The organism is Saccharothrix hoggarensis, assembly GCF_052936025.1.
On sequence record NZ_CP193624.1, the window covers coordinates 5,818,555 to 5,843,031 of the forward strand.

17 protein-coding genes are annotated in these 24,477 nt (G+C 70.3%); 11 read left to right on the plus strand and 6 right to left on the minus strand.

Annotated elements, in window-relative coordinates; genetic code table 11:
• The first annotated feature begins 327 nt into the window (after window positions 1–327).
• Genes ACRAKH_RS26200 through ACRAKH_RS26210 form a run of 3 tightly spaced genes read left to right on the plus strand, consistent with a single transcriptional unit; the run spans window position 328 to window position 3,454 of the window.
• Window positions 328–789 carry a sugar-binding domain-containing protein gene (locus ACRAKH_RS26200; RefSeq protein WP_380723130.1) on the plus strand — a complete coding sequence of 154 codons (462 nt, stop codon included), beginning with the start codon at window positions 328–330 and terminating at the stop codon, window positions 787–789.
• Complete coding sequence (locus ACRAKH_RS26205) at window positions 770–1,108, plus strand: hypothetical protein (protein WP_380723132.1); 339 nt, start codon at window positions 770–772, stop codon at window positions 1,106–1,108. Before ACRAKH_RS26200 ends, ACRAKH_RS26205 begins: the two co-directional genes overlap by 20 nt.
• A 42-nt stretch (window positions 1,109–1,150) precedes the next feature.
• Window positions 1,151–3,454, plus strand: a complete 2,304-nt coding sequence (locus ACRAKH_RS26210) for a rhamnogalacturonan lyase family protein (RefSeq protein ID WP_380723134.1) — start codon at window positions 1,151–1,153, stop codon at window positions 3,452–3,454.
• 5 nt (window positions 3,455–3,459) lie between these two features.
• Here the strand turns inward: ACRAKH_RS26210 and ACRAKH_RS26215 are convergent, their stop codons facing one another.
• Window positions 3,460–4,248, minus strand: a complete 789-nt coding sequence (locus ACRAKH_RS26215) for a sugar phosphate isomerase/epimerase family protein (RefSeq protein WP_380723135.1) — start codon at window positions 4,246–4,248, stop codon at window positions 3,460–3,462.
• A gap of 39 nt (window positions 4,249–4,287) precedes the next feature.
• The gene (locus ACRAKH_RS26220) at window positions 4,288–5,301 is read right to left on the minus strand and encodes a hydroxyacid dehydrogenase (protein WP_380723137.1); all 1,014 of its coding nucleotides are present in this window, start codon (window positions 5,299–5,301) and stop codon (window positions 4,288–4,290) included.
• Between the two features lie 236 nt (window positions 5,302–5,537).
• Here ACRAKH_RS26220 and ACRAKH_RS26225 point away from each other — a divergent pair, with 236 nt between their 5' ends.
• Genes ACRAKH_RS26225 through ACRAKH_RS26235 form a run of 3 tightly spaced genes read left to right on the plus strand, consistent with a single transcriptional unit; the run spans window position 5,538 to window position 9,111 of the window.
• Window positions 5,538–6,527 (plus strand): ABC transporter permease, encoded by a 990-nt coding sequence (locus ACRAKH_RS26225; protein ID WP_380723139.1) that lies wholly within the window; start codon window positions 5,538–5,540, stop codon window positions 6,525–6,527.
• Window positions 6,524–7,411 carry a carbohydrate ABC transporter permease gene (locus ACRAKH_RS26230; RefSeq protein ID WP_380723141.1) on the plus strand — a complete coding sequence of 296 codons (888 nt, stop codon included), beginning with the start codon at window positions 6,524–6,526 and terminating at the stop codon, window positions 7,409–7,411. The genes ACRAKH_RS26225 and ACRAKH_RS26230 overlap by 4 nt, the downstream gene beginning before the upstream one ends.
• 56 nt (window positions 7,412–7,467) lie before the next feature.
• Entirely contained in the window at window positions 7,468–9,111 is a 1,644-nt protein-coding gene (locus tag ACRAKH_RS26235; RefSeq protein WP_380723143.1) for an extracellular solute-binding protein, read from the plus strand.
• Between the two features lie 11 nt (window positions 9,112–9,122).
• On the opposite strand, the gene ACRAKH_RS26240 is transcribed toward ACRAKH_RS26235, so the two are convergent.
• Together ACRAKH_RS26240 and ACRAKH_RS26245 are read right to left on the minus strand one after the other, a co-directional pair.
• The gene (locus ACRAKH_RS26240; protein ID WP_380723145.1) at window positions 9,123–11,009 is read right to left on the minus strand and encodes a DUF2264 domain-containing protein; all 1,887 of its coding nucleotides are present in this window, start codon (window positions 11,007–11,009) and stop codon (window positions 9,123–9,125) included.
• A gap of 22 nt (window positions 11,010–11,031) precedes the next feature.
• Window positions 11,032–13,770 (minus strand): exo-rhamnogalacturonan lyase family protein, encoded by a 2,739-nt coding sequence (locus tag ACRAKH_RS26245; RefSeq protein ID WP_380723147.1) that lies wholly within the window; start codon window positions 13,768–13,770, stop codon window positions 11,032–11,034.
• A 264-nt stretch (window positions 13,771–14,034) separates the two neighbouring features.
• On the opposite strand from ACRAKH_RS26245, the gene ACRAKH_RS26250 reads away from it, so the two are divergent.
• The gene (locus ACRAKH_RS26250) at window positions 14,035–15,126 is read left to right on the plus strand and encodes a LacI family DNA-binding transcriptional regulator (RefSeq protein ID WP_380723149.1); all 1,092 of its coding nucleotides are present in this window, start codon (window positions 14,035–14,037) and stop codon (window positions 15,124–15,126) included.
• A 229-nt stretch (window positions 15,127–15,355) separates the two neighbouring features.
• On the opposite strand, the gene ACRAKH_RS26255 is transcribed toward ACRAKH_RS26250, so the two are convergent.
• Window positions 15,356–16,777, minus strand: coding sequence for a family 43 glycosylhydrolase (locus tag ACRAKH_RS26255; protein ID WP_380723151.1), 1,422 nt, complete (start codon window positions 16,775–16,777; stop codon window positions 15,356–15,358).
• A 94-nt stretch (window positions 16,778–16,871) separates the two neighbouring features.
• Complete coding sequence (locus ACRAKH_RS26260) at window positions 16,872–19,457, minus strand: RICIN domain-containing protein (protein ID WP_380723153.1); 2,586 nt, start codon at window positions 19,455–19,457, stop codon at window positions 16,872–16,874.
• Between the two features lie 508 nt (window positions 19,458–19,965).
• Between ACRAKH_RS26260 and ACRAKH_RS26265 the strand changes: the two genes are divergently transcribed.
• The 4 genes from ACRAKH_RS26265 (at window position 19,966) to ACRAKH_RS26280 (ending at window position 24,450) form a co-directional block, all read left to right on the plus strand.
• Window positions 19,966–21,045, plus strand: a complete 1,080-nt coding sequence (locus ACRAKH_RS26265; RefSeq protein ID WP_380723155.1) for a LacI family DNA-binding transcriptional regulator — start codon at window positions 19,966–19,968, stop codon at window positions 21,043–21,045.
• 138 nt (window positions 21,046–21,183) lie between these two features.
• Entirely contained in the window at window positions 21,184–22,551 is a 1,368-nt protein-coding gene (locus tag ACRAKH_RS26270) for an ABC transporter substrate-binding protein (protein ID WP_380723157.1), read from the plus strand.
• 85 nt (window positions 22,552–22,636) lie between these two features.
• Entirely contained in the window at window positions 22,637–23,578 is a 942-nt protein-coding gene (locus ACRAKH_RS26275) for a carbohydrate ABC transporter permease (RefSeq protein WP_380723158.1), read from the plus strand.
• On the plus strand, window positions 23,575–24,450 hold the full coding sequence (locus ACRAKH_RS26280; protein WP_380723159.1) for a carbohydrate ABC transporter permease: 876 nt from the start codon (window positions 23,575–23,577) through the stop codon (window positions 24,448–24,450). Before ACRAKH_RS26275 ends, ACRAKH_RS26280 begins: the two co-directional genes overlap by 4 nt.
• Window positions 24,451–24,477: the final 27 nt, after the last annotated feature.

Genomic DNA, 24,477 nt, shown 5'->3' on the forward strand with positions numbered 1-24,477 from the left:
GACGCAAGACCGGTGAAGCAACTACCGCTCCGGTCTCTGATCTCCGAAGCAGGCCGAACCCCATGCCGGCACTCGCCGGCTGTGTGACCTGCCGGGCTGCCTGATGTTTGCGCAAACATAGTGCGGCCTGGACAAGGCAAATCGCGCTCACAGGGTCCGAATAGAGCCCGTAGAGGTGTCTCCTCGCGGCGGCTCGGTCCACATCGGACGTGTTGGCCGGCGGTTGGCACCTGGCGACACCGCGGTTGAAGGTCGCCTGACTGCTCGGCGCCACGGCGCTCCGCCGCCATCCACTGCCACACCAACGATTCCAGGGGAATGGATCACATGGACAACACCGTGGAGCACGTGCCCGGCGGGGTGAGTCGCCGAGCCGTGCTGGCAGGTATGGGCGCGGCGGTGGCCGCTGCTTCGGGCGTGCTGGGAACCGTGGCCGAGGCGTCGGCGGCCACGCCGTCGAGCCGGACGGTGTACAACATGAACCCGTTCTGGCGGTTCGCCCAGCGGGACGTGCCGAACGCGCAGTCGCCGTCGTTGGACGACTCGGCCTGGACCAAGGTGAGCGTGCCGCGCACGTACAACGACGTGGACGCGTTCGACAACCACATCACCAGCTCGGGTGAGTCCGCGGTGGCCATGCAGATCACCTGGTACCGCAAGCGTTTCACGTTGCCCGCCGAGCAGGTGGGGTCGAAGGTGCTGATCGAGTTCGAGGGTGTCCGCCAGGCCGCGACGGTCTACGTCAACGGCCCACACGGCGCCGGGCGGGATGCTCGCCGACGGCAGTGACATCGCGTTCTTCGACGTCGAAGCCGTCGACGCCCAGGGGCGGCGGATGCCCACCCACCTGGCCAGGGTCGACTTCGCCCTCACCGGCCCCGGCCAGTTCCTCGGCGGCTTCAACCCCGGCAAGCCCGGCAGCGTCCGCAAGCCCTACGTGGACACCGAAGCGGGCATCAACCGGGTGTTCGTCCGGGCCACCCGCACCGCCGGAACGCTCACCCTCCGCGCCACCTGCAACGGCCTGGGCGCGGCCACCGCCACCGTCACGTCCAGTCCGATCACGCTGCCCGGCGGGCTCACCACCCGGATGCCGACCGGGTACTGACACCCGCCCCGCGAACAGGTCCCACCACCGAGAGGAAGCTCCGTGATCCACCCGAACCCGGTGCGCCGGCGATGGCGTGCCACCGTGCTGGCGACCGCCTTGGTCGTCGTCGCAGGCGTCGTCACGGCGGTCGCCTCGACGCCGGCCGCCGCCGCGACCATCGACACCAACGCCTGGTACCAGCTCGTCTCGCGGCACAGCGGCAAGGCGATCGACGTGTGCGAGCAGTCCACCGCCGACCGCGCCTGCGTCCAGCAGTGGACGCCGCTCTCCCAGGCCAACCAGCAGTTCCAGTTCGTCTCCTCGGGCGGCGGCTACTACCGGCTCAAGGCCCGCCACTCCGGCAAGGTGATCGACGTGCTGGACTGGTCCACCGCCGACGGCGCCCAGCTGGTCCAGTGGCCCGACACCGGCGCCGCCAACCAGCAGTGGCAGGTGCTGGACACCGACAGCGGCCACGTCAAGCTGGTCAACCGGCACAGCGGCAAGGCGATGGACGTGTGGGAGCGGTCCACCGCCGATGGTGGCCGCATCTCGCAGTACACCGACAACGGCGGGGTCAACCAGCAGTGGCGGATGGTCAAGGCCGACGACGGGACCACCCCGCCCGGTGAGGGTCGCAAGATGGAGAGCCTGGGCCGCGGCGTGGTCGCCGTGCGGTCCGGCAGCAGCCAGGTGCTGGTCAGCTGGCGGCTGCTGGGTCTCGACCCGGCCGGGATCGGGTTCAACGTCTACCGCTCCACCGGCGGCGGCGCGGAGGTCAAGCTCAACCCGTCCGTGCTGACCGGCGGCACGAACTACGTCGACTCCACCGCGAACCTCTCGCAGGCCAACAGCTACCGCGTCCGCCCGGTGGTGGGCGGTGTCGAGCAGGCGCCCAGCGGCGCGTTCACGCTGCGCGCCAACGCCGCGACCGAGCCGGTGGTCCGCGTGCCGCTGCGCGCGGGCGGCGCGGTCAAGTTCCTCTGGGTCGGCGACCTGGACGGTGACGGCGAGTACGACTACGTGCTGGACCGGCAGACCTCGCCGCAGAAGATCGAGGCCTACCGCCGTGACGGCCGGTTCCTCTGGCAGGTCGACATGGGCCCCAACAGCACCAACCAGAACAACATCGAGGGCGGCTCCTCGACCATCAACGTCGGGCACAACGACGGCGTCACCGTCCAGGACCTCGACAGCGACGGCCGCGCCGAGGTCGCCGTGCGCATCGCCAACGGCGTCACCTTCGGCAACGGCGTCAGGTTCAGCGACAGCGACAACAACCGCCAGCACATCGCCATCCTCGACGGCATGACCGGCGCGCCCCGCGCCACCGCCCCCGTGCCGACCGACTACCTCGCCGACGGCCCGATGTACGCCCGCTTCGGCGTCGGCTACCTCGACGGCGTCAACCCCAGCCTGGTCGCGTTCATGAAGAACCGCATCGGCGACGGCGACTTCAACCTCATGTTCGCCGCCTGGCGGTTCACCGGCAGCGCGTTGACGATGCAGTGGAAGTTCCTGCGCGGCAACCAGGACCTGCCCGACGGCCACAACACCCGCATCATCGACGTGGACGGCGACGGCCGCGACGAGATCGCCGAGATCGGGTTCGTGCTCAACGGCGACGGCCGCCTGCGCTACTCCCTCGGACCGCAGGGCGTCATCCACGGCGACCGCTTCCACATCACCGACATGGACCCCAGCCGCCCCGGCCTGGAGGGCTACGGCGTCCAGCAGAACAACCCCAGCGGCCTGCGCGAGTACTACTACAACGCCGCCAACGGCAGCATCATCTGGCGGCACACCGGCTCAGGTGTCGTGGACGTGGGCCGCGGCATGGTCGGCGACGTCGACCCCCGCCACCCCGGCATGGAGGTCTGGTCCTTCGACGGCCTCTACAACGCGCCCACCAACCGGCTCACCCAGTCCGACTCGTCGCTGCAGCCCTGGCCGCAGCTCGGCCTGTACTGGGACGGCGACACCACCATGGAACTGCTCAACGACGGCAAGTTCGAGAAGTGGGACCCGAACAACCCCACTACCACCAGCAGGGTCCCCCGCCTGCTCACCACCGGTAACTACGGCGCGGTCGACGCCGCCCAGGGCAACTCCCCCGTCCTCCAGGGCGACATCCACGGCGACTGGCGCGAAGAAGTCCTCTACACCAACGCCGCCTTCAACGAGCTGATCATCTTCACCACCGACCGGCCCAGCAACACCAGGCTCTACACGCTGGCCCACAACCCCGCCTACCGCAACGCCATGACCCTCAAGGGCTACATCCAGTCCCACCACGTCGACTACTTCATCGGCGCGGGCATGGCCACCCCACCCCGACCGAACATCACCTACCAGCCCAGGTAGACGTGTCAGTCACGGGGACGCCACGTCTCGAACCAGGTCCCGGCGGCGCTGAGCGCCGCCGGGACCTCGGGGATGCCGAGGTACCACGCACGTTCCCACTCCAGGGAGATCCAGCCCGACCACGATCGCAGCGACTCCCCGCACTCCTCCAGCGGCACCGCACCCTCACCCGGCGGCACCGGTGTGGGCTCGCCCGCCGCCACGTCCTTGACCTGGAAGTAGCCGAGGCTCTCGCCCAGCACCTGCCTGGTCCGGGCAGGCCGCTCCCCCGCCCGCCACGGGTGCACCGCGTCCCACAGCACGGCGACCAGCTCCGGGTCCTCGAACGGCTCGACCAGCCGCAACGCCTCCTCGCCGGTCGGGTGGGAGTCATGGGTCTCGACCAGCAGCCGGACACCGCTGTCGCGCAGGTCGGGCAGGACCGCGCCGATCCGGTCCAACGCCGGACCGACCTCACCGGCCGCCCCGCCGGGGAACACCCGCACCGCGGGAGCGCCGAGCCCGGACGCCAGGGCGACGAGGTCGCGCAGCTCGGTGACCACCGGCTCGTCCGGGCCTGGCGCGCAGACCTTGGCGTAGCCGGCCAGGCAGGCGACCTCCAACCCCGCGTCCTCGACCTGTGCGCGCAGGTCGGCCGTTCGCGAGGGTGGCAGGCCGAGGCGCACTTCCTCGTCCGGATGAACTCGGATCTCCAGGCCGTGGCAGCCGTGCTCCGCCGCCACCCGCGCGCTGTCCCGCACCGGAGTGCCCGGCATGCCGAGCGTGCTCACCGCGAACCGCCACGTCACGGTCACACCACCTCTATTCGTTCGGACGGACGGGCTCCCACGGTCTCAAGCGATGTACGGGAGGCGCGCGGGCTCCACCTGTCCGAGCAGCGGTGCGCCCTTGAGGTACCGGTCCACTTCCGCGACCGCGAACTCGCCCAGCCGGCGCAGCTCGCGGCCCTGCGCGCCGGCCAGGTGCGGGGTGATCAGGACGTTGGGCAGGGCGAACAGGGGGTGCCCCGGTGGCAGTGGCTCCGGTTCGGTGACGTCGAGGATGGCGGAGACCGCGCCGGTCCGGCACACCCGCGTCAGCGCCTCGGTGTCGACCAGCGAGCCGCGGGCCGTGTTGATCACGACCGCACCCGCGGGCAGCAGGTCCAGGCGGCGGCCGTCGAGGAGGTGGCGGGTCTCGGGAAGGGCCGGGGCGTGCACGGTGACGAGGTCGCTGCGGCGGCACAGGTCGTCCATGCCCACGCGCTCCGCGCCGAGGCTCGCGGCCTCGGCGGCGGTCACGTACGGGTCGTAGAGCAACACCTCGACGTCGAACGACCGCAACCGGTCCAGCACGAGCCGCCCGATCCTGGAGGCGCCGACGACCCCGACGGTGCAGTCGTGCAGTCCCGTGCCGTCCCCGGACAGCCAGTCGCGGGGCGCGCCCTCGACGGCGGTGGCGTACCGCTCGGCGCGGCTGAACGCCTGCTTCGCGCCCAGGACCAGCATGGCCATGGTGTAGTCGGCCACCGGGACCGCGTTGACCCCGGCTGCGGAGGACACGATGACGCCGCGTTCGAAGACGACGGGGTCCAGTCGGTTCTTCACGGTGCCGGCGGCGTGGACGACGACGCGCAACCTCGGCGCGGCGACCAGTACGTCGAGGTCGATGAACGGGCCGCCCCACCCGGTGATCAGCACGTCGGCCTCGGCCAGGACCGTCGCGGCGTCCGGGTCCCGGAACGAGGTGAAGGTCGTGTCCGGGTCGATGTCGACCAGGTGCCGCAACCGGGTGATGAGGTCGGCAGGGAAGACGTCGCGGCGGGCCCACGAGGCGAGGGCGAAGACCGCGACGGGTCGCCGTGGCACAGTGCTGACTCCTCTCGACAGATCTACGAAAGCTTGTGTAAACGGTTACCTTCCGACGCCACTCTAGAGGCCCGCGTTCTTCGTAGACAACGATGTCGGTCGAAGGAATCCCCGATTCAGAAGCCATACGGTCCGGTACCTGGTACCGAACGGTTGTTGACGTTGGTATGTAAGCGGTTTACTTTGTGACCATTCCGTTTCGGTTCGGCACCGCGAGAGAGGCGTTCGCTGTGAGCATGACGCGGGTCCGCGGTGGCGCCGGCAGGAGCGGTCCTCCGACCGACGAGGCACGCGACCACGCCCGGAAGAGCCGGTCGCGCCCAGGCCACCTGCGCCGCATCCTGGCCAACCGGGTGCTGTTGGCCGTCGCGGCGCCGGGTCTGGCGTACTTCCTGGTCTTCCACTACGGCGCGCTGTTCGGCAACGTGCTCGCGTTCCAGGAGTACGTGCCGTTCCTCGGCGTCGGGGGCAGCCGGTGGGTCGGCCTGGCGCACTTCGAGCGCATGTTCGGCGATCCGGCCTTCTGGAACGCCGTGAGGAACACCGTGGTCATCGCGGTGCTGCAGCTGGTGTTCTTCTTCCCCGCGCCGCTGGCGCTCGCACTGCTGCTCAACAGCATCGTGGGTGACACCATCCGGCGGTTCGTGCAGAGCGTGGTCTACCTGCCGCACTTCCTGTCGTGGGTGATCGTGATCGCGCTGTTCCAGCAGATGCTGGGCGGCGCGGGCGTGGTCAACGGGTGGCTGTCCACCCTGGGCGTGGGCGGCATCTCGGTCATCGGCAACCCCGACGCCTACGGGCCGCTGGTGGTCGCGCAGCTGGTCTGGAAGGAGTGCGGCTGGGCCACGATCATCTTCCTGGCCGCGCTGTCGCAGGTGGACGAGCAGCAGTACGAGGCGGCGGCGCTGGACGGCGCGGGCTGGTGGCGTCGGCTGTGGCACGTGACGCTGCCCGCGATCCGGCCGGTGATCGTGCTGCTGCTGGTGCTGCGGCTGGGCGAGTTCCTGTCCATCGGGTTCGAGCAGTTCTTCCTCCAGCGCCAGTCGGTGGGCCCCGAGACGGGCGAGGTGCTGGAGACGTTCGTCTACTACACCGGCTTCGCGAACGGCGACTTCGGCTACGCCGCCGCGGTCGGGTTGTTCAAGGGCGTGATCGGCGTGGTGCTCATCTACACCGCCAACAAGGTCGCGCACCGACTGGGCGAGCAAGGGGTGTACAAGGCATGAGCAGAGCACTCGCGCCGGCCTGGATGGGCCGTCCCTCCCCCGCCGTGCGCGTCGCCAAGGCGGTCGCGCTGACCGTGGTGGTCGCCCTGGTGGTCTTCCCGCTGTGGACGGTCCTGGCGACCAGCCTGGCCCGCCCGCAGGACGTCATCGCCAACGGCGGCTGGGTGGTCTGGCCGGAGGAGTTCTCGTTAGACGCGTACTCCGAGATCCTCCGAGGCGGGATCATCACCCGCGCGCTGCTGGTCAGCGCGGGCGTGACGGTCGTCGGCACGGCGTTGAGCCTGGTGTGCACCATCGGCCTGGCCTACACGCTGAGCAGGCCGAAGGTGTACGGCGGCAAGCCGATGCTGCTGCTGGTGCTGTTCACCTTCCTGTTCCCGCCGGGGATGGTGCCGCTGTTCCTGGTCGTGCAGGGCACCGGGCTGTTCGACTCCTACGCCGCGCTGGTCCTGCCCTTCCTGATCAACGTGTTCAACCTGGTCGTGATGCGCGGGTTCTTCCAGTCGATCCCGCCGGAGCTGATCGACGCCGCCCGCATTGACGGCGCGGGCGAGCTGGGCATCCTGCGCCAGGTCGTGCTGCCGCTGTCCAAAGCGGTCATCGCGGTGATCGGCCTGTTCTACGCCGTCGCCTACTGGAACCGGTTCTTCGAGGCGATCATCTACTTCAACGACCAGACCAAGTGGCCGATCGGCACCGTGCTGCGCCAGTACGTCACCGGTGGCGCCTCCCTCGCGGAGACCTCGGGGGAACTGGCCACCGCCTCGCCCCAGTCGGTGCAGATGGCCGTCGTCATGCTCGCGACGCTGCCCATCGTGTGCGTGTACCCCTTCGTGCAGCGCTACTTCGTCAAGGGTGTCGTCACCGGAGCCGTGAAGGCCTGACCTGCCCCACCGCCCACCACTTTCCTTTCGGCGCCGCGCCGGGAGAGGAACTCGACATGGATCACCGCATCGACCGCCGTTCCCTGCTGCGGCTGGCGGGAGTCGGCGCGCTCGGCCTGGCCGTCCCGTCCCTCCTCACGGCGTGCGGTTCGGGCTCGTCGGGTGGCGGCGTCTCCAACGCCGGCAAGGACCTGGCCCCGTGGCCGACGTACGTGCCGTTCGCCGGCCCGACCCCGGACGCCCCCGGTGACGACTCCGGTGTGCAGCCGCTGTTCCTGAAGTACCCCGAGAAGGTCGTGCGGTCGGTGCACAACCCGGTCGGTGACGGCTCCGACGTCACGGTGATGGTCGTGTCCTACGGCGCGCCGCCCAAGCCGGTCGCCGAGAACCGGTACTGGCAGGCGGTGAACCAGGCGCTCGGCGTCAACCTGAAGGTCATCGTCGTGCCCGATCCCGAGTACGGGCAGAAGATGGCCACCCTGATGGCGTCCGGCGGCGACCTGCCGGACGTGATCATGTTCTCGAACCTGGCGCTGCCGCACGCGGCCGAGTTCGTCCAGGCCCAGTGCGCGGACCTGTCGGAGTTCGTCGGCGGTGACGCGATCAAGGAGTTCCCGAACCTGGCCAACATCCCCACCTACGCCTGGAAGGGCATGGGCCGCATCGGCGGCAAGCTCCACGGCATCCCGCTCGAACGCCCCATGCCCGCCAACAGCCTGTTCGTCAACCGGTCGGCGATGGACGCGGCGGGCATCCCGAAGGACTGGACGACCGAGCAGTACCTCGACGCGATGAAGCAGCTCACCGGCGACCGCAAGTGGGGCGTCGGCTGGTTCAAGACCCTGTTCGGCGGGCTGGGCGGCATCACCTACCACGCCGGTTCGCTCGGCGCGCCCAACACGTGGTCGGAGGGCGGCGGCGCGTTCACGTCCGCCCTGACCACGCCGCAGTTCGAGCAGGCCCTGGAGGTCATGCGCAAGCTGGTCGAGGCGGGCGCCCACTACCCGGACAGCCTCACCACCAGCTCCACCGACATGCAGAGCCACTTCCACAACGGCACGGTCGCCTCGATGAACGACGGCTTCGGCTCGGTCAGCCTGGCGACGATGAAGAAGATCAACGGCCGGTTCGCCCTCGACCTCGGCCGTCCGTACGGCCCGCAGGCCACCCCGTGGCAGGGTTCGGGCAGCTTCGGCTACGTCACGTTCAAGAAGGCCGAACCCGCCCGCATCAAGCTGCTCCTGCGCATCTGCGACTACCTCAGCGCCCCGTTCGGCACCACCGAGTACGAACTGGCCAACTACGGCGTCGAAGGTCAGCACTTCACCAAGGACGCCGACGGCATCAAGACCACCGACCTGTACAACCAGGAGAACAACTCCCTGCTGCCGACCAAGTACATCGGCACCGCGCCCGCCGTGCTCTACCTGCCCGGCTACCCGGACACGGCCAAGGCCGTGCACGACTGGCAGAAGGCGACCCTGCCCCGCAGCGTGCGCAACCCCGCCACCGGGCTCCGCTCCGCCACCGAGGCGAGCAAGGGCGCGCAGCTCTCGCAGATCATCGGCGACGGGATCGCGGCGGTCACGTTCGGCCGCAAGCCGCTGTCGGCCTGGAAGGACGTCGTCGCCCAGTGGCAGCAGGCCGGCGGCGACCAGGTCGCCGAGGACCTGGCCAAGGAGCACGCGGCGAACCGGTGAACCGGGGCGTTTCAGGGGCGCCGCCGCCCCTGGAACGCCCATTCGCACGTCGGCACACCGTCCAGTCGGACCGTCGCCACCTGCGCATCCGGCAGGTCCAGGACGACCACGTCGTCCCGGGCCCGCACGCCGACCGCGGGCGGCTCGTCCACCATCACGCCGAGCTGCACGAGGCTGACGTAGATCGCGGTTCCCCCGCCGTGGTCGTCGGCGATCGCGTACGGCGTGGCCGAGCAGGAGCCGAAGGCATTGGCGCCCTCGGCCGTCAGCACCCCCGCACCGGTGTAGCCGTGCAGGGCGCGCACGGCGCTGGTCAACCCGTCCGGACGCCGGGCCAGCGCCACGTCACCGCCTTCACGCACGGCCGGCTGGACCGGCGCGGCCACCGCGTGCCCGCCGTCCCGGATGACGTGCCCGGCCGGAGCCGTGACCTGGTGGACCCTGATCTCCGCCGCGCCGTGGACGACCGACACCGTCAGCACGTGCACGGCGCCGTCCCGGTAGGCCGAGGCGGCGAACCGATCGCCCACCGCCAGGGGTTCGATGCGCCGACGCGCGGAGGCCGTGCCGTCGGGTGCGATGACGGCGAGGTGGTTGTCCACCCCCGACGCCGCGCCGCCGGACTCCGGCCCGGTGTGGCTGGTGTAGGCGAACTTGAGGTAGTGCAGGTCCGGCACGCCGTCCGGGGGCGGGACGCGGTCGCGGTCGCTGCCGTGGTTGACCAGCCGCACCACGCCGTCCGAGCGGGTGGCGTGCAGCAGCCAGCCGGGTGCGGGCAGGGACACCGCCTGGTCCGCCACGTCCACCGGGGCCGGCTCCTCGGGGTCGGTCCAGGTCGGGTCGTCGGGCGGCACCAGCAGGCCCAGGAACGCCTTGCTCGCCCAGTACGGCGACGCCGGACCCGAGTAGTCCTGGACGGTCGGCAGGAACGGCTCGTACCAGCCCAGGGTGAGCAGCCCCCGTTCGTCGGGCACGCCGTGCTCGGCGAAGTGGCGCAGCACCCCACTGGCGATGCGCCGGGTCCGACCGGGCGGCAGGGGGGAGGCGCCGGTCAGCGCGCCGAGCCACAACGGCGCCACGGTGGCGAACCGGTAGGTCAGGGACCGCCCCTGGTGCACCGGCCCGCCGTCGGCGGCGAAGAAGTGCTGGTACTGCTCCAGAAACCGGCGCAGCCGTGACGCGTACAGCTCCTGGCGGGCGGTGTCGCCGGCCATCCTCGCCCACAGCGCCGGGTACAGGTGCATCGCCCAGCCGCAGTAGTAGTCGAAGTTCTTGCCCTTGCCGTCGGAGTACCAGCCGTCGCCGACGTACCAGTCCTCGATGCGCGCCAGGCCGCCGGCGATCTCGTCCGGCTCGTGCGGCCCGCCCACCTGCGCCAGGAACTGCTCCACGACGACTCGGAACAGCACCCAGTTGTTGTCCGGCGTGCGCTTGCCGACGAACCCGGCCAGCCACGCCACCACCCGCTCCTGCTCGGTCGGTGACAGGCGGTCGAACAGCCACGGTCGCGTCTCGTGCAGGGCCAGCGCCACCGAGGCCGCCTCCACGAGCTGCTGGGACATGTCGGCCAGGGCGGGCCACGCGTACGGGTGCGCCGGATCGGTCCCGGCGACCACGCCCGCGGCATAGCGCTCCAGGAGCGTGGGCGGCACGTCACCGCCCGCGCCCGCGATCCGGAACGCGGCGAGCAGGAACGTCCGGGCGAAACCCTCCAGCCCGTCGCTGCGCTCCCCCGCCCGGCTCGGCCTGCCGGGCAGGCGGTACTGGGCGAAGTCGGCCGTCGCGTACGGCTCCACGGCCGCCAGCAGGTGGTCCGCGACCGCCTCCCAGTGCGCCCGGGTCCAGCCGGTGCGCGGGGACCGTCGCGGGTCGGGCGGTGGCAACGGGAGGTGCTGCACCGTGAAGATCCTTCCGGAAGGGTCACGCGGGGAGGTGGTCCCCCACCAGGGCCAGGCACTGGATGGCCGCCAGGCCGTACTGGGAACTGGCGTTGGTGGAGACGAAGGTGGCCTCGTCGACCGGCTTGAGCACGGCCGGGCCCTCCACCCGCACCGACGTGAACTCGCGGTTCGCCGGGTAGCCGGCGTGGCCGGTGTCGAACTCCTTCCACGCGCGTGCGGCCAGGGCGGTGTCGCCGAGCTTGGCGGCGGCGTAGGCGGTGAGCCGGGAGTGGGCCTGGCGCAGGTTGAGGCTGCCCCACGACTGGCCGGTCTCGGCCTGCTGCTCGGCGGCGGTGCCGTTGTAGAGGCGGCAGTACTGCAGCCACGCCCTCGTGAACGCCTCGTCGCCGGTCAGGTCGACCAGCTCGCTGCACACCTCGACCAGCCCGAACACCGACCCCAGCGAGCCGACGCTCACCGCGGGCTGGGCGGGCGCGAACTCGCCGTTGTCCAGGTCGTAGAGGCCGCTGCCCTGCGCGAACCCGTTGGGCATCGCGGCGATGGTCCGCATGCCGTTGAGCAGCTTCTCGCGGGCGATCGGGTCTCCGCCGCGCTCCCACTCGGTCAGCCACGCCATCGCGAGGCCGCTCCAGTCCGTGCCAGTGCCCACGGCCAGCGCGTGCGGGTCCGGCTCGTACGGCCCGGTGCGGATCTTGCGCAGGGGGTCCAGCGCCAGGAACGTCTTGTCCGAGTCGACCAGGTCGCGCATGAGGTCGCCGGTGCGCTCGTCGGCGGTGAGGAAGTAGTGGATGCGCCGGTAGCCCGCGGTGCTGATGCGCAGTTGCTTGGCGCTGTCGGCCCAGTGCTGCACACCGTGGCGCGTGCCCAGGTCCTGCCACTTGCCCAGGTGGTAGACGTCGACCTCGCCGGTGTGCCGCGTCATCGCCTCGGCGAAGCGGAACGCCTCGGCCTTGCCGGTGCGCAGGTAGTGGTACCACAGCCACAAATCCGGTGACAGCTCGGAGTTCGCCCACGCGTAGCCGCCGACGTCGTAGCGCCACACGTGCCGGTCCGGGTCGTAGCTGTGCATGATGTCGCCGTAGTCCCAGAACCCGTACCAGGACCGCTGCTCCACCTGCCCCCGGTGGAACTCGAACAGGAAGTCCAGCCGGTCCTCGATCCGCGCCTTCGCCGGCGTCGAGCGGTCGACCGGTGACCAGTCACCGAACACCCCGGCCGCGTGCAGGTGCGCCGGCGGCGCGACGACCAGCGGTGGCGTCCGGACCGCCTGGGCCAGACCCGCCACCCGGTCCGCCGCCGGTGTGGCGTCCAGCGCCCAGAACACCAGCTCGGTCGTGCGCGCGATGCCGTACGGGGCGCCGAAACCCGGCTCGTAGTCCTCGTAGGTGATCTCCAGGCCCTCCAGCTGCTCCGGGTAGGTGTCCTGGCCCATGCCGTCGTGGTAGAAGCGCAGGTCCATCGGCCCGGCGTCGGGCGACCACAACCACACCGTCACCTCGGCGGCGTCCCCGGCCGCGCCCCGGATGTCGAGCTGGGTCGGGTGCAGCTGCCAGAAGTCGCGCATGCCGAACGCGAACCCGCCGCTCGGACCGCCCACGTAGCCGAGACCGCCCGCCCGACCCGCCGAGTCGACCGGGACCCAGCCGTGGCCCGCCTTGGTGCGCTTGCGGATCTGGAAGCCGTCGGCGGACAGCTGGCGCAGCGAGTAGTCCCCGAAGGTGGGGATGAGGTGCAACCGGGAACTGACCCGGGTGTCCCAGGTCGCGGTGGGCGGGGTGGCCTGCCCGGCCACCTGCGCCCGGCGGACCGCCGCACCGGGGTCGCGGCGCAGGCCGGTGATACCGCGCACCGCCTCGGACAGCACGCCGTCGCCCGACCCGGCGAAGCGCACGTGCCGGTTGTGCGGCTCGTCGCGCATCGGCACCTCGAACCGGATGCCCAGGCCGCGGATGAAGTCCTTCTTCTCGTCGCCGTCGTACACGAACGTGTGCACGGCGCGGATGCCGTCGCTGCCGGCGTAGAAGTACAGCCGCACGGTGAACGGCAACCACGTGCGATTGCCGTGCCGGTGCCCTCCCTCGACCCGGACCACCGCGCGGACTGGGCCGGACTGCTCGACCGTCACCTTCTCCACGCGGCCGGTGAACCGCTCCGGCTTCGCCGCGCCGCCCTCGTCGTCACCCGGCTCGTCCTGCCGCAGGCACACCAGCCTGCCGTTGCGGGCGAGCTCGCGGTCACCCCGGAACAGGGCGCGCACCAGCTGGTCGCCCTTCTTCGGGATGACGCACCGGACGACTCCGGTGGAGACTTCCACCTCGTTGCGGCCGTCCTCGACCGTCACGGCCGTCGTCGGCGCGGCAGGCGTCCCCGCCGCGAGCACGTAGTGCTCGGCGGGCGGCACGTCGGCGCCGATCGCGTGCGCGGTCCACTTCAGCGAACCGTCCGGCCAGTACGCGGTCGCCCACGACTGCACCGGCACCTGCCGCCCCGCGGCGGTCCGCAGCGCGAACGCCTGATCTGCCGGCACCGCGCCTTTGGGCCACGGAACACCCCACGTGCAGCCGGCGGCCAACTGTCCCGGCACGCCACCTTCCAACCACCTGAGCTGGACGCCGTCCCCGGGCAGGCCGCTCACCTGAACTGCCCGCGTGCCGGCAGCGGGTTCGGCACGTGCCCGACCCACCGGGTGGACGAGCTGTCCGGCCGCGCCGGCCGCCGCCGCGCCGAGTAGGAGGTTGCGTCGGGAGATCATCGACATGAGGGCTCCACGAGGTGAAAGTCGCGATGGCGAGACGACGGGTGTTTAACCGTTTACAAGGGCTCGATCGCAGCATCTACAGGGGTTCGTGTCAATAGTCACGCGCCTCAGCGGGGATGCGGTTACTGTCGTCTGAGCAGTGGGCATTCGACCTGGGGAGCGCCCGCTCCCACTGCACTACCCATGTGATTTGACAGGGCGACAACCAGCCGGAAGCATCGGTGTAAGCGGTTTACCACGGGGTTTCAGCGGCAAGGGGGCGACATGGTCCGGCGCGCGGCGGCCGACAACGGAGGGCCGCGGCCCACGACGATCCGCGACGTGGCCGCGCACGCGGGCGTTTCCGTCGCCACGGTGTCGCGCATCCTCTCCGGCACCTACCCCAGCGCGCCGGCCACCCGCACCAAAGTCATGCGGGCCGTCCGCGAGCTCGACTACGTGGCCAACGCCAACGCCCGCGGGCTGGCCGGTGCGAGCAGCCGCAGCGTCGCCATCGTCGTCAACTCGGTCATCTCGCCCCACTACGCCCACGTCGCCCAAGGCGTGCAGACCCAGGCCGCCGTCGAGGGCAAGCTGTGCATCGTCGGCACCACCGGCGGCGACCCGGAACGCGAGCTCGCCACGATCCAGCTCATGCGCGAGGAGCACGCCGAGTGCGTGATCCTCGTCGGCAACGTCGTGGCCGACGACGCCTACCGCGAGCGCATGGCGGACTACGCCCGCGCGCTGGGCCTGGCCGGTTCGCAGCTGGTCCTGTGCGGACGCCCGCCGCTGGGCCCCGACGTGCCCGCCCTCGTCGTGGAGTACGACAACATCGGCGGCGCCCACGCCATCACCAGCCACCTGCTGTCGGCGGGACACCGCCGCATCCTGTTCCTGGGCCGCCGTGACGGCTACAGCACGCCGGAGAGCCGCATCGCCGGCTACCGCAAGGCCTTGGCCGACTACCGCGTCCCCCAAGACCCCGGCCTGGAGGTCGAGGGCACGATGGAGCGCAGCGAGGGCTATCGGATGATCCGCGAACGGCTCGCCGCCGGACCACCCGACTTCACCGCCGTCTTCGCCGGCAACGACCTCATCGCCGCCGGCGCCCGCCAGGCGCTGCGCGAGCACGGCCTGCGGGTCCCCGACGACATCTCACTGGTGGGCTTCGACGACCTGCCCCCGTCCGCCGACATCGACCTCACCACCGTCCACGTGCCACACGAGGAACTGGGCCGCACCGCCGTGCGCATGGCCCTCGAACGCGTGCGGGCCAAGTCCCAGACGGCCGAGCACGTCATGCTGGGCACCCACATCGTCATCCGCGACTCGGTCCGCTCCCTCATCCACGCCACTTCTCCAGCCGATCAGTAGAGGCGTGTCGAGCGGAGTGCCAGAGGGTGTGACCAACTGTGGTCACCTCACCAACCGCTCGATCGCCAACTACCGGGCCTGCAGTGCTCAGTGAGCAGCGTGCCGGACCACGCAAACGCCCGCACGGACCGCAGGTGCTCCCCACCTCGCGCCGAGGGTGGGGAGCACCTGGTCACGCGGGTTGCAGGCCGGTGCTCGTGGTCAGGCGCGTTCGCCGGTCAGGTGGTCGTCAGCCGACGATCCACTGCTGGTTGGCCGCGCCGGTGCAGGTCCACTGGCGCACTTCGGCGCCGGGGGCGGTGCCGAAGTTGTAGTTGTCCAGGCACAGGCCGCTGTGCCGGTTGACCAGCGTGGTGGCGCCGTTGGTGGTCGTCATCCGCCACTGCTGGACCGGCAGGCCGTTGCAGGTCCACTGCTGCACGACCGAACCGGGGGCGGTGGCGAAGTCCTTGTTGTCCAGGCAGAGGCCGCTGTGGCCGTTGGCGACGGTGTAGTAGCCGTCACCGACCGGGGTCAGGTACCAGTCCTGCACCGGCACGTTCGCGCAGGTCCACTGCCGCACCTCCGCGCCCGGCGTGGTGACCCAGTTGTAGTCGTCCAGGCACAGGTTGCTGTGCTGGTTGCGCAGGTGCGCCCGCGTGGTCGTGTTCACCTCGCCCGAGGGGCCGGCCAGGACGGTGGAGGTGGAGACGGGCACGCCCAGGTTGGGGGTGCCGTCGGCGTTCCAGGAGATCTTCTGCACCCGCGTGGTGCGGGTGGTGCCGCAGCCCTGGGAGGCCGAGGCGTTGGCGTGGTAGGCGATCCAGGTCTCCGTGCCGTCCGGCGAGGTGAAGAACGAGTGGTGGCCGGGGCCGAACACGCCGTTGGCGTCGTTGCGCTGGAAGATCGGGTTCGAGAACTTCGACCAGGACGACGCCGACAGCGGGTTCCCGCCGCGGTACTCCAGCATGCCGAGCTTGTAGTTGGGGCCGTTGCAGTGGCTGGCCGAGTAGGTCAGGAACGTCCGGCCGCCCCGCTGCAACGCGAACGACCCCTCGTTGACCGCGCCGTCCTGCCGCTCCCACGCCAGGGTCGGGGCGGAGATCCGGGTTCCGAAGGCGGAGACGGTGTAGGGGTTGGACATCGGCGCGATGTAGAGCGACTGCAACCCGTCGGAGTGGAACGCCGAGAAGTGGAAGTACAGGGCGCCGTTGAGCTTGAGCACCGCGCCGTCGATCGCCCACCCGTTGTTGGGCATCAGGTTCAGGATGCCCCGGTAGGTGTAGGGGCCGGCCGGGTCGTTTCCGGCGCTCTCCAGCACGTGGGTACGGCGCGGGGCACCGGCCAGCTCGACGGAGTAGTACAGGTACCAGCGGTTGTTGATCTGCTCCAGGTGCGGCGCCCACATCACCGTGCCGCTGGAGCGGAACACCAGCTGCTCCGGCGCGCTGCGCAAGCCGGCGATGGTGGAGGACCGGCGCATGACGATGTCGGAGGTCCACGTCGTGGCGACGTAGTAGTAGTTGCCGTTGAACTGCACCAACGTCGGGTCCGCGCTGTTGGGCGCGGGCACGACCGGGTTGGTGAACGACGGACCAGGCGCGGCTACGGCCTGGGGCTGGCTGATCGGGCTCAGGATGAGCCCGGCGACGACGGCGGCGACGAACGACATCGCCCGCCAGACCGTTCCTCGACGTTGAGCGAACAGCACAATCACTCCTCAGGGGATTTACGTGGAACAGGGGATCGGGGGCCGCGGCGCGGCTCTAGGCGACGCTCCAGTCCTGCGGGGCGAGGCCGTTGCAGGTCCACTGCCGGACTTCGGAACCGGGGGCGGTGCCCCAGTTGTAGTTGTCCAGGCACAGGCCGCTGTGCCGGTTGACCAGGGTCGTCGTGCCGTTGGTGGTGGTCATTCGCCACTGCTGGACCGGCAGGCCGTTGCAGGTCCACTGCTGCACCACCGAACCGGGCGCGGTGGCGAAGTCCTTGTTGTCCAGGCACAGGCCGCTGTGGCCGTTGCGGACCTCGTAGTAGCCGTCACCGACCGGGGTCAGGGTCCAGTCCTGGACGGGCAGGTCGTTGCAGGTCCACTGCCGCACCTCGGCACCCGGTGTGGTGACGGCGTTGTAGTCGTCCAGGCACAGGTCGCTGTGCCGGTTGCGGATCTGCTTCGGGCCGGCGGGCGGGTTGCCGGTCAGCACGTCGATGTCCATGTTGCCGTAGGTGTCCTGCAACATCGCCAGCGATTCGGCGTGCGCCACGGAGTTCCACGGCAGCCAGAGGTTGACCCCGCCGTAGCGCAGGTCGGCCAGGCCGATGGCCTCCTCCAGCAGGCCGTCCCGGCCGTATCCCAGCGGGTTGCCGGGGTACTGGGTGGTCAACTTGGTGTTGTTGGCCAGCAACCGCGCCTGTTGCAGGTAGTGGCCGTCGTTGGTGGCGCGGTAGAGCCGGTAGTAGTCGAACAGCATCCCCGACTGCCAGGTGTCCATCGCCGAGTGCCCGGTCGCGATGATGCTCTGGCCCCGCACCCCGTACTTCGCGTAGGCAGGGCGGCTGGAGGCCACCGAGTAGTTCCAGGCGAACTGCCAGGTCTCGGCGAAGTCCGCGGCCCGCTGCGCCGCCTGCAACCACCGCTGGTCCCGGGTGTGGTCGTAGGCCGACAGGAACGCCCGCAACGCCAGGCTCGCGGCCTCCTTGTCGGTCACGTTCGGGTTGTCCGGCGTGCCACCGACGTAGGCCGAGGGCAGGTGCACGGTCTGCCACGCGAACTCCGCCGCGCGCAGCGCCGCCGTGCGGTACCGGGTGTCGCCGGTGTAGGCGGTCAGCTCCATCAGGAACGGGATCGCGTTGTGCGTGTTGTACTTGGCCTGGTTGTCCGGCGCGGTGCCCGCCAGGTTGTAGGACCGGTAGTACGACCCGTCCGCGTTCTGGTTCGCCACCAGCCAATCACCGAACCGCCGCGCGTAGGACTCCCACGACGCGACCGGCGTGCCGCGGGCACGCATGAACCGCGCCGCCTTGAGGATGCCCTCCATGCCGTCGGTGGCGATGCGCAGGTAGGTCGGGTAGAAACTCCGCCACCCCGGCGGGTTCACGTCGTACCACGTCCTGGGCAGACCCGACGGCGCCGACGAGTTCGCCGCCCAGAAGTCCAGGACCTGCCGTCCCTTGGTGACGTGATCCGGGCGGTTGTTGACGTATCCGTCGCGCAGCATCAGGTAGGCCGCCGGGATCTGCTGGCCGACGAACCCCATCTGGTAGCTGACCTCGCGCACGGTGCCGTCCATCCACACGCTGAACGGCAACCCCGGCGCCCCACCCCAGTTCCCCTGGTACGACGCCAGCACGTCCACCGACGACCGGTAGACCTGTTCGATCGGCACCTTCGTGATCTCGGGGTTGGCCATGTCCCAGTGGTAGCGCCACGAATCCCGCACCGCCGCGCCGAAGTCCGCGGTCCGGTGCGCGCGGAAGCGGAACTGGTAGCTCTGGGTGTAGCCGGCCGTCACCGGGTTGCTGCGCCGCACCCACGCCGCGCCGCGGTTGACGTAGTTCTTCTCCCCCTCCATGCCGGGGTACACGATCGCCAGCTTGCTCGACGGCACCCGCTGCGCGCCCAGCGCGGCGTGCGTGATCCCACCGTTGACCAACCAGGCCCCGCTGCCCTCGTCCACCGGTGACACCGCACGCGGGTTCTGGTGGGCCAGGCTCACGTCCAAGCCGCTGCCCGGGTCGTGCATCATCACGAACGGCAACGGCATCCGCATCTCGCGGAAGTACAGGTAGTTGTCGTTCAGGTTGCTGCCCAACGCCCCCGCCGGCACGGTCCGGTTGCGGTCGTACATCACGCCGGGCGCGAGGAACTGGTAGTCCTGCAACGGACGCGGAGCCGTCGCACCGATCGTGAAGCGGGAGTTGAAGCCCTGGTCGGCGACGTTGGCCGTCACCACGGTCACCGTCCGGGTCACGCCGAACCCACCGCCCGGCGCGGCCTCGTAGCTGTCCCGGAACCGGAACACGCTGCCGTTGCGGCTGCGCACGTCACCGGTGCCGACCAGCCGCGTGCCCTCCAGCACGACCGAGGCGTACTGCCCGTTGACGTCGGCGGGTGTCTCACCGTTCTTCACGACCACCTGCATCGGCTGCTGCTCGGCCAGCACCGACGCACCACTGGTCACGTCGCGCACCACCACCGACTGGCTCGTCGGACCGGTGGTGAGGACCAGCTCGTGGTTCCCGGAACGCAACGAGCCGGACGCGGCCTGCGCGCCGGTACCGGTCACCGGCAGCAGCACCGCGACGGTCGCCAGGGCCAAGGCCGCCGCGAGTAAGCCCCTTCTCCTGCGGATCATGGTTGAACCCTTCTGCGTTGGAGGGCGTGGTCGAGCTCCGGACGGGTCGGCACTTCGTCCGGTGTGGCAGCGCGATCACCGAGGCGGCATCGAGTGGTCGCGGGGCGGGGTATCGACGGCTTCGCGAGACAACCGCCAGGTGTTCACTGGCCGGTCGGTCCGGACGACCGGCACCCAGGCGGGTGGTCCCACGTGGTGACTCACGTCACGGCGGCGATGTTAACGCTAACAGATCGGAATGAGCAACCCAAGGGGTGTCTAAAACGAAGATCCACTCCGGACGCCCTTCTGTACGAGCGATTGATGTTATCGCTAACATTGCTTAACACGGCCGACTACCAGCGCGAATCCACGCTCCATCCACCTTCGCCGGCGAAGCGCTCAAGGGCTTCACGCGCTGCGGCACACCCTCCACGGTGAGGCCAACGAGTCCTGGCTCTTGACTTCCCGGCATGACTACGTAGACAGTGGCGTGACTACGTAGACACACGGGCGCAACGGAGAGTTCATGTCGCACCTGGAGACGCTTCCGAGCGGTCGTGGGCGCCGCCCTGGCGGTACCGACGTCGCACGGCTGGCCGGTGTCTCGCAGAAGACGGTCTCGCGGGTGTTCAACAACGAGCCGAACGTCACCGAGGACACCCGGCACCGGGTGCTGGCCGCGGCCCGACGGCTGGGGTACCGGCCGAACGGCGCCGCGCGTGCCCTGCTCACCGGGCGGACGAACCGGATCGGCGTGGTGTCGCACGGCACGGCGCACTTCGGGCCGTCGTCGTTGCTGGTGGCGTTGGAACGAGCGGCACGCGAGGTCGCCTACTCGTTGAGCATCGTCAACTCGTTCGAGGACGACCCGGCCGGCCTGGCGGGCGCCGTGGACAGCCTGCTCGTGCAGGGGGTCGACGCGATCATCCTGTCCGAGCCGGTGGACGACGGCGGCGAGCCGCTGGTCGTGGACGTGCCGGTGCTGGCCCTCGGCGCCGCGCCGGTGGTCCACGCGCCCACGGTGCTGTCGGTGCGCGCGGCCGAGGGTGGTGACGCGGCGGCGGAGGCGACGAGGCACCTGCTCGCGCTGGGGCACCGGACGGTGCACCACATCGCGGGGCCGCGGCGTTGGTGGGCGGCCCGTGAACGGGCACAGCACTGGCGGGACGCGCTGGTCGCCGCGGGCGCGGAGGTGCCGGAGCCCGTGGAGGGTGACTGGACCGCCCGGGACGGCTACCGGATCGGCCGGGTGCTGGCCGACGACCCCGGCGTGACGGCGGTCTTCGCGGCGAACGACGAGATGGCGATCGGTGCGATGCACGCGTTGCACGAGGCGGGCCGGTCGGTGCCCGGTGAGGTGAGCGTGGTGGGTTTCGACGACATCCCGGTCGCCGCGCACACCTGGCCGCCGCTGACGACGGTCAGCTCGGACAACGCCGTGCTGGCCGCCACCGGGCTGACCTACCTCGTCGACTTCCTCGACTCGCCGGACACCCCGCCGGCGCCACCGCCGGAGCACGTGCACGAGCTCGTCGTCCGGGAGTCGACGGCGCCACCGCCCGCCGGAAGGAGGACCACCGCACGCCGCGCACGCCGGCAGGCGTGAACACCCGGAGCACTGAGTGCCGGCCGCACCCCCGACCCACGGCTGCGAACCGCGGTCGGACGGATGCGGCCGGCGAAGAAGCCATGACACCGACGTAGGCGCGGACACGCCCGTCGGTACCGCAAAGGACTGGTCCCCATGCCGACTTCCCCCTCCCATCCTAGCCGGCGCGGCCTGCTCGCCCTGGTGGCGTGCGCCACGCTCGCGCTCGCCGCCTGTTCCGGCGCACCGTCGTCCTCCGATCCCGGCCCGGCCGAGAACGTGAGCCAGGCCGACGTCGACAAGGCCATGAGCACGCCGACCACCCTCACGTTCTGGACCTGGGTGCCCGACATCGAGCAGGAAGTGGCGCTGTTCGAGCGGAAGTACCCCGCCATCGACGTCGACGTGGTCAACGTCGGCCAGGGAGCCGACGCCTACACCAAGCTGCGCACCGCGTTGAAGGCCGGCAAGGGCGCACCCGACCTGGCCCAGATCGAGTACCAGTACATCCCCACGTTCTCCATCACCGACAGCCTGGTCGACCTGCGCCCCCACGGCGCGGAGGCCAACAAGTCGAAGTTCCTGGACTGGACGTGGAGCCAGGTGACCGGCCCCGGCGGCGAGATCCTGGCCTACCCGCAGGACACGGGCCCGATGGGCATGCTGTACCGGGCGGACCTGTTCGAGCAGTACGGCATCGACGTCCCGAAGACCTGGGACGAGTTCGCCGCCGCCGCGCGCAAGCTGCACGCCGCGAACCCCGACGTGTACCTGACCAACATGGCCGCCAACGAGGCCGCGGGCTGGCACGGCCTGATGTGGCAGGCAGGCTCCGAGGCGTACTCGGTCGAGGGCACCACAGTGGGGCTCTCCGTCAACGACACGGCGTCCAAGAAGGTCGCCGACTACTGGGGTGGTCTGGCGGCGGAAGGCGTGGTCTCGACGGACCCGGACTTCACCGACACCTGGTACCAGGGCTTCAACAGCGGCAAGTACGCCACCTGGCTCACCGCCGCCTGGGGTCCGGCGTTCCTCGGCGGCAGCGCCAAGTCGACGGCCGGCAAGTGGCGGGCGGCGCCCCTGCCGCAGTGGGACGCCGCGAAGCCCGCCTCGGGCAACTGGGGTGGTTCCACGACCGCCGTCATCAAGGGCACGTCGAACGCCATCGCCGCCGCCGAGTTCGCCGAGTTCCTCAACACCGACCCCGAGTCCACGAAGATGTTCAACACCAAGCAGAACTTCTTCCCCGCGACCACGGCGCTGATCGGCGACCCGGCGTTCACCGGCGCGAAGTCCGACTTCTTCGGCGGCCAGGCGGTCAACCAGGTGTTCGCCGACATCAGCGGCACGGTCGACCTCGGCTGGCAGTGGCCGCCGTTCCTGGACCAGTCGGTGCAGGACTGGACCGAGACAGCGGGCAAGGCCCTGGCCGACAAGGGCGACGTGGCCGCGGCCACGGACCAGTGGCAGTCACGGCTGACGTCCTACGCCAAGGACCAGGGCTTCACCGTCACCGCGCGCTAGGTCGGCGAGTGGCCTCCCCTCGACCACGACGGGAGGCCACTCCTCTCCCCCGCGTTCCGCCGCCCGCCGTGAGAAGAGCTTCGCCATGACCACCACTGTCGCGACGCCGCCCGTCGCACCGCACCAGCCGCCCCGCGGGCGCACGCGCCAAAAGCACCAAAGGCACACCGCCAACCGCGGGTACGTCTTCATCGCCCCGTTCCTCGCCTGTTTCGTCCTGCTGTTCCTGCTTCCCCTCGGCTACGCCGGCTACCTCAGCCTGTTCAAGGACCAACTGGTCGGCGGCACCGCGTTCGTCGGGTTGGACAACTACGTCAAAGCCCTCCAAGACGAACAACTCGTCGACGGCGTGCTCCGCGTAGCGGTGTTCTTCCTGGTCCAGGTCCCCGTCATGCTGCTGGTCGCCCTCGTCGCCGCGCTGGCCATCGACAGCGGGGTGCTGCGCGCCGCGCGGCTGTTCCGGCTGGGGGTGTTCCTGCCCTACGCCGTGCCCAGCGTGGTCGCGACCCTGATGTGGGGCTACCTGTACGGGCCGGACTTCGGCCCGCTGGCCCAGCTGGGCGACCGGCTCGGCTTCACCGCACCCGACCTGCTCGGCGACACCCTCGTGCTGCCGGCCGTCGGCAACATCGTGACCTGGGAGTTCGCCGGCTACAACATGATCATCCTGTACGCGGCGCTGCGAACCATCCCGGCCGACCGCTACGAGGCCGCCTCCATCGACGGCGCCGGAGCGCTGCGCGTCGCCTGGCACATCAAGATCCCCGCGCTGCGACCGGCGCTGTTGCTGTGCCTGATCTTCTCCGTGATCGGAAGCTTCCAGCTCTTCGCCGAACCCGACCTGATCCAACGGCTCGCGCCGAACGTGATCACCTCGTCCTACACGCCCAACCTCTACGCCTACAGCCTGGCCTTCACCTCGCAGCAGGTGAACTACGCCGCCGCGGTCTCGTTCCTGCTCGGCCTGGTGATCCTGGTCGTGTCGTACGCGGTGCTGTTCCTCACGAGCAGGAGTTCCCGCCGATGACCACGACCGGATGGCGGCCGGGCGCCCAACGCCGGAGCACCGTCTTGACCCTGGGCATGGGCGCGCTGCTCGTCTACTTCCTCTTCCCGCTCTTCTGGCTGGTGATCGCGTCCACCAAGAACACCGGTGACCTGTTCTCCAGCTTCGGCCTCTGGTTCGCCGATGACTTCTCGCTGGTCGACAACATCCACCGCACGTTCACCCACGACGGCGGGGTATTCGGCCGCTGGTTGGCCAACACGCTGCTGTACGCCGCGGTCAGCTCGGTCGGCACCGCGTTCCTGGCCACCTTCGCGGGCTACGGCTTCGCCCGGTACGCGTTCCGGGGCCGCGGCCTGCTGCTCGGCCTGGTGCTGGGCACGATCATGGTCCCGACCACGGCGCTGGCGATCCCGACCTACCTCCTGTTCAGCGAGGTCGACCTGGTGAACACGCCGTGGGCGATCATCCTGCCGTCGCTGGTCAGCCCGTTCGGCCTGTTCCTGATGTGGGTCTACGCCCGTGACGCGGTCTCCGAGGACGTGCTGGAAGCCGCGCGCATCGACGGCGCGGGCGAGCTGACCATCTTCTTCCGCATCACCCTGCGCAGCCTCACCCCCGGCTTCGTCACGGTGCTGCTGTTCACGCTGGTCGCGACCTGGAACAACTACTTCCTGCCCCTGATCATGCTCAACGACCCCGACTACTTCCCCGTCACCGTCGGCCTCGCCTCCTGGTCCGCGCAGGCGGTCGGCGGCAGCGGCGCCAACGCCGAACTGCTCGCCGCCGTCGTGACCGGGTCGCTGCTGTCGATCATCCCGCTCATCGCCGCGTTCGTCCTGCTCCAGCGCTACTGGCAGTCCGGCCTCTCGGCCGGCGCCGTCAAGGAGTAGTACCCCGGACCTGGGCGCCGCCGCCCG

Bases quoted from the DNA above. Each gene is read 5' to 3' on its own strand.
- ACRAKH_RS26260 (WP_380723153.1), bottom strand. From the start codon at position 19,457: ATGATCCGCAGGAGAAGGGGCTTACTCGCGGCGGCCTTGGCCCTGGCG.
- ACRAKH_RS26225 (WP_380723139.1), top strand. From the start codon at position 5,538: ATGACGCGGGTCCGCGGTGGCGCCGGCAGGAGCGGTCCTCCGACCGAC.
- ACRAKH_RS26200 (WP_380723130.1), top strand. From the start codon at position 328: ATGGACAACACCGTGGAGCACGTGCCCGGCGGGGTGAGTCGCCGAGCC.
- ACRAKH_RS26270 (WP_380723157.1), top strand. From the start codon at position 21,184: ATGCCGACTTCCCCCTCCCATCCTAGCCGGCGCGGCCTGCTCGCCCTG.
- ACRAKH_RS26245 (WP_380723147.1), bottom strand. From the start codon at position 13,770: ATGTCGATGATCTCCCGACGCAACCTCCTACTCGGCGCGGCGGCGGCC.
- ACRAKH_RS26265 (WP_380723155.1), top strand. From the start codon at position 19,966: ATGTCGCACCTGGAGACGCTTCCGAGCGGTCGTGGGCGCCGCCCTGGC.
- ACRAKH_RS26250 (WP_380723149.1), top strand. From the start codon at position 14,035: ATGGTCCGGCGCGCGGCGGCCGACAACGGAGGGCCGCGGCCCACGACG.
- ACRAKH_RS26280 (WP_380723159.1), top strand. From the start codon at position 23,575: ATGACCACGACCGGATGGCGGCCGGGCGCCCAACGCCGGAGCACCGTC.
- ACRAKH_RS26255 (WP_380723151.1), bottom strand. From the start codon at position 16,777: ATGTCGTTCGTCGCCGCCGTCGTCGCCGGGCTCATCCTGAGCCCGATC.
- ACRAKH_RS26235 (WP_380723143.1), top strand. From the start codon at position 7,468: ATGGATCACCGCATCGACCGCCGTTCCCTGCTGCGGCTGGCGGGAGTC.
- ACRAKH_RS26230 (WP_380723141.1), top strand. From the start codon at position 6,524: ATGAGCAGAGCACTCGCGCCGGCCTGGATGGGCCGTCCCTCCCCCGCC.
- ACRAKH_RS26205 (WP_380723132.1), top strand. From the start codon at position 770: ATGCTCGCCGACGGCAGTGACATCGCGTTCTTCGACGTCGAAGCCGTC.
- ACRAKH_RS26275 (WP_380723158.1), top strand. From the start codon at position 22,637: ATGACCACCACTGTCGCGACGCCGCCCGTCGCACCGCACCAGCCGCCC.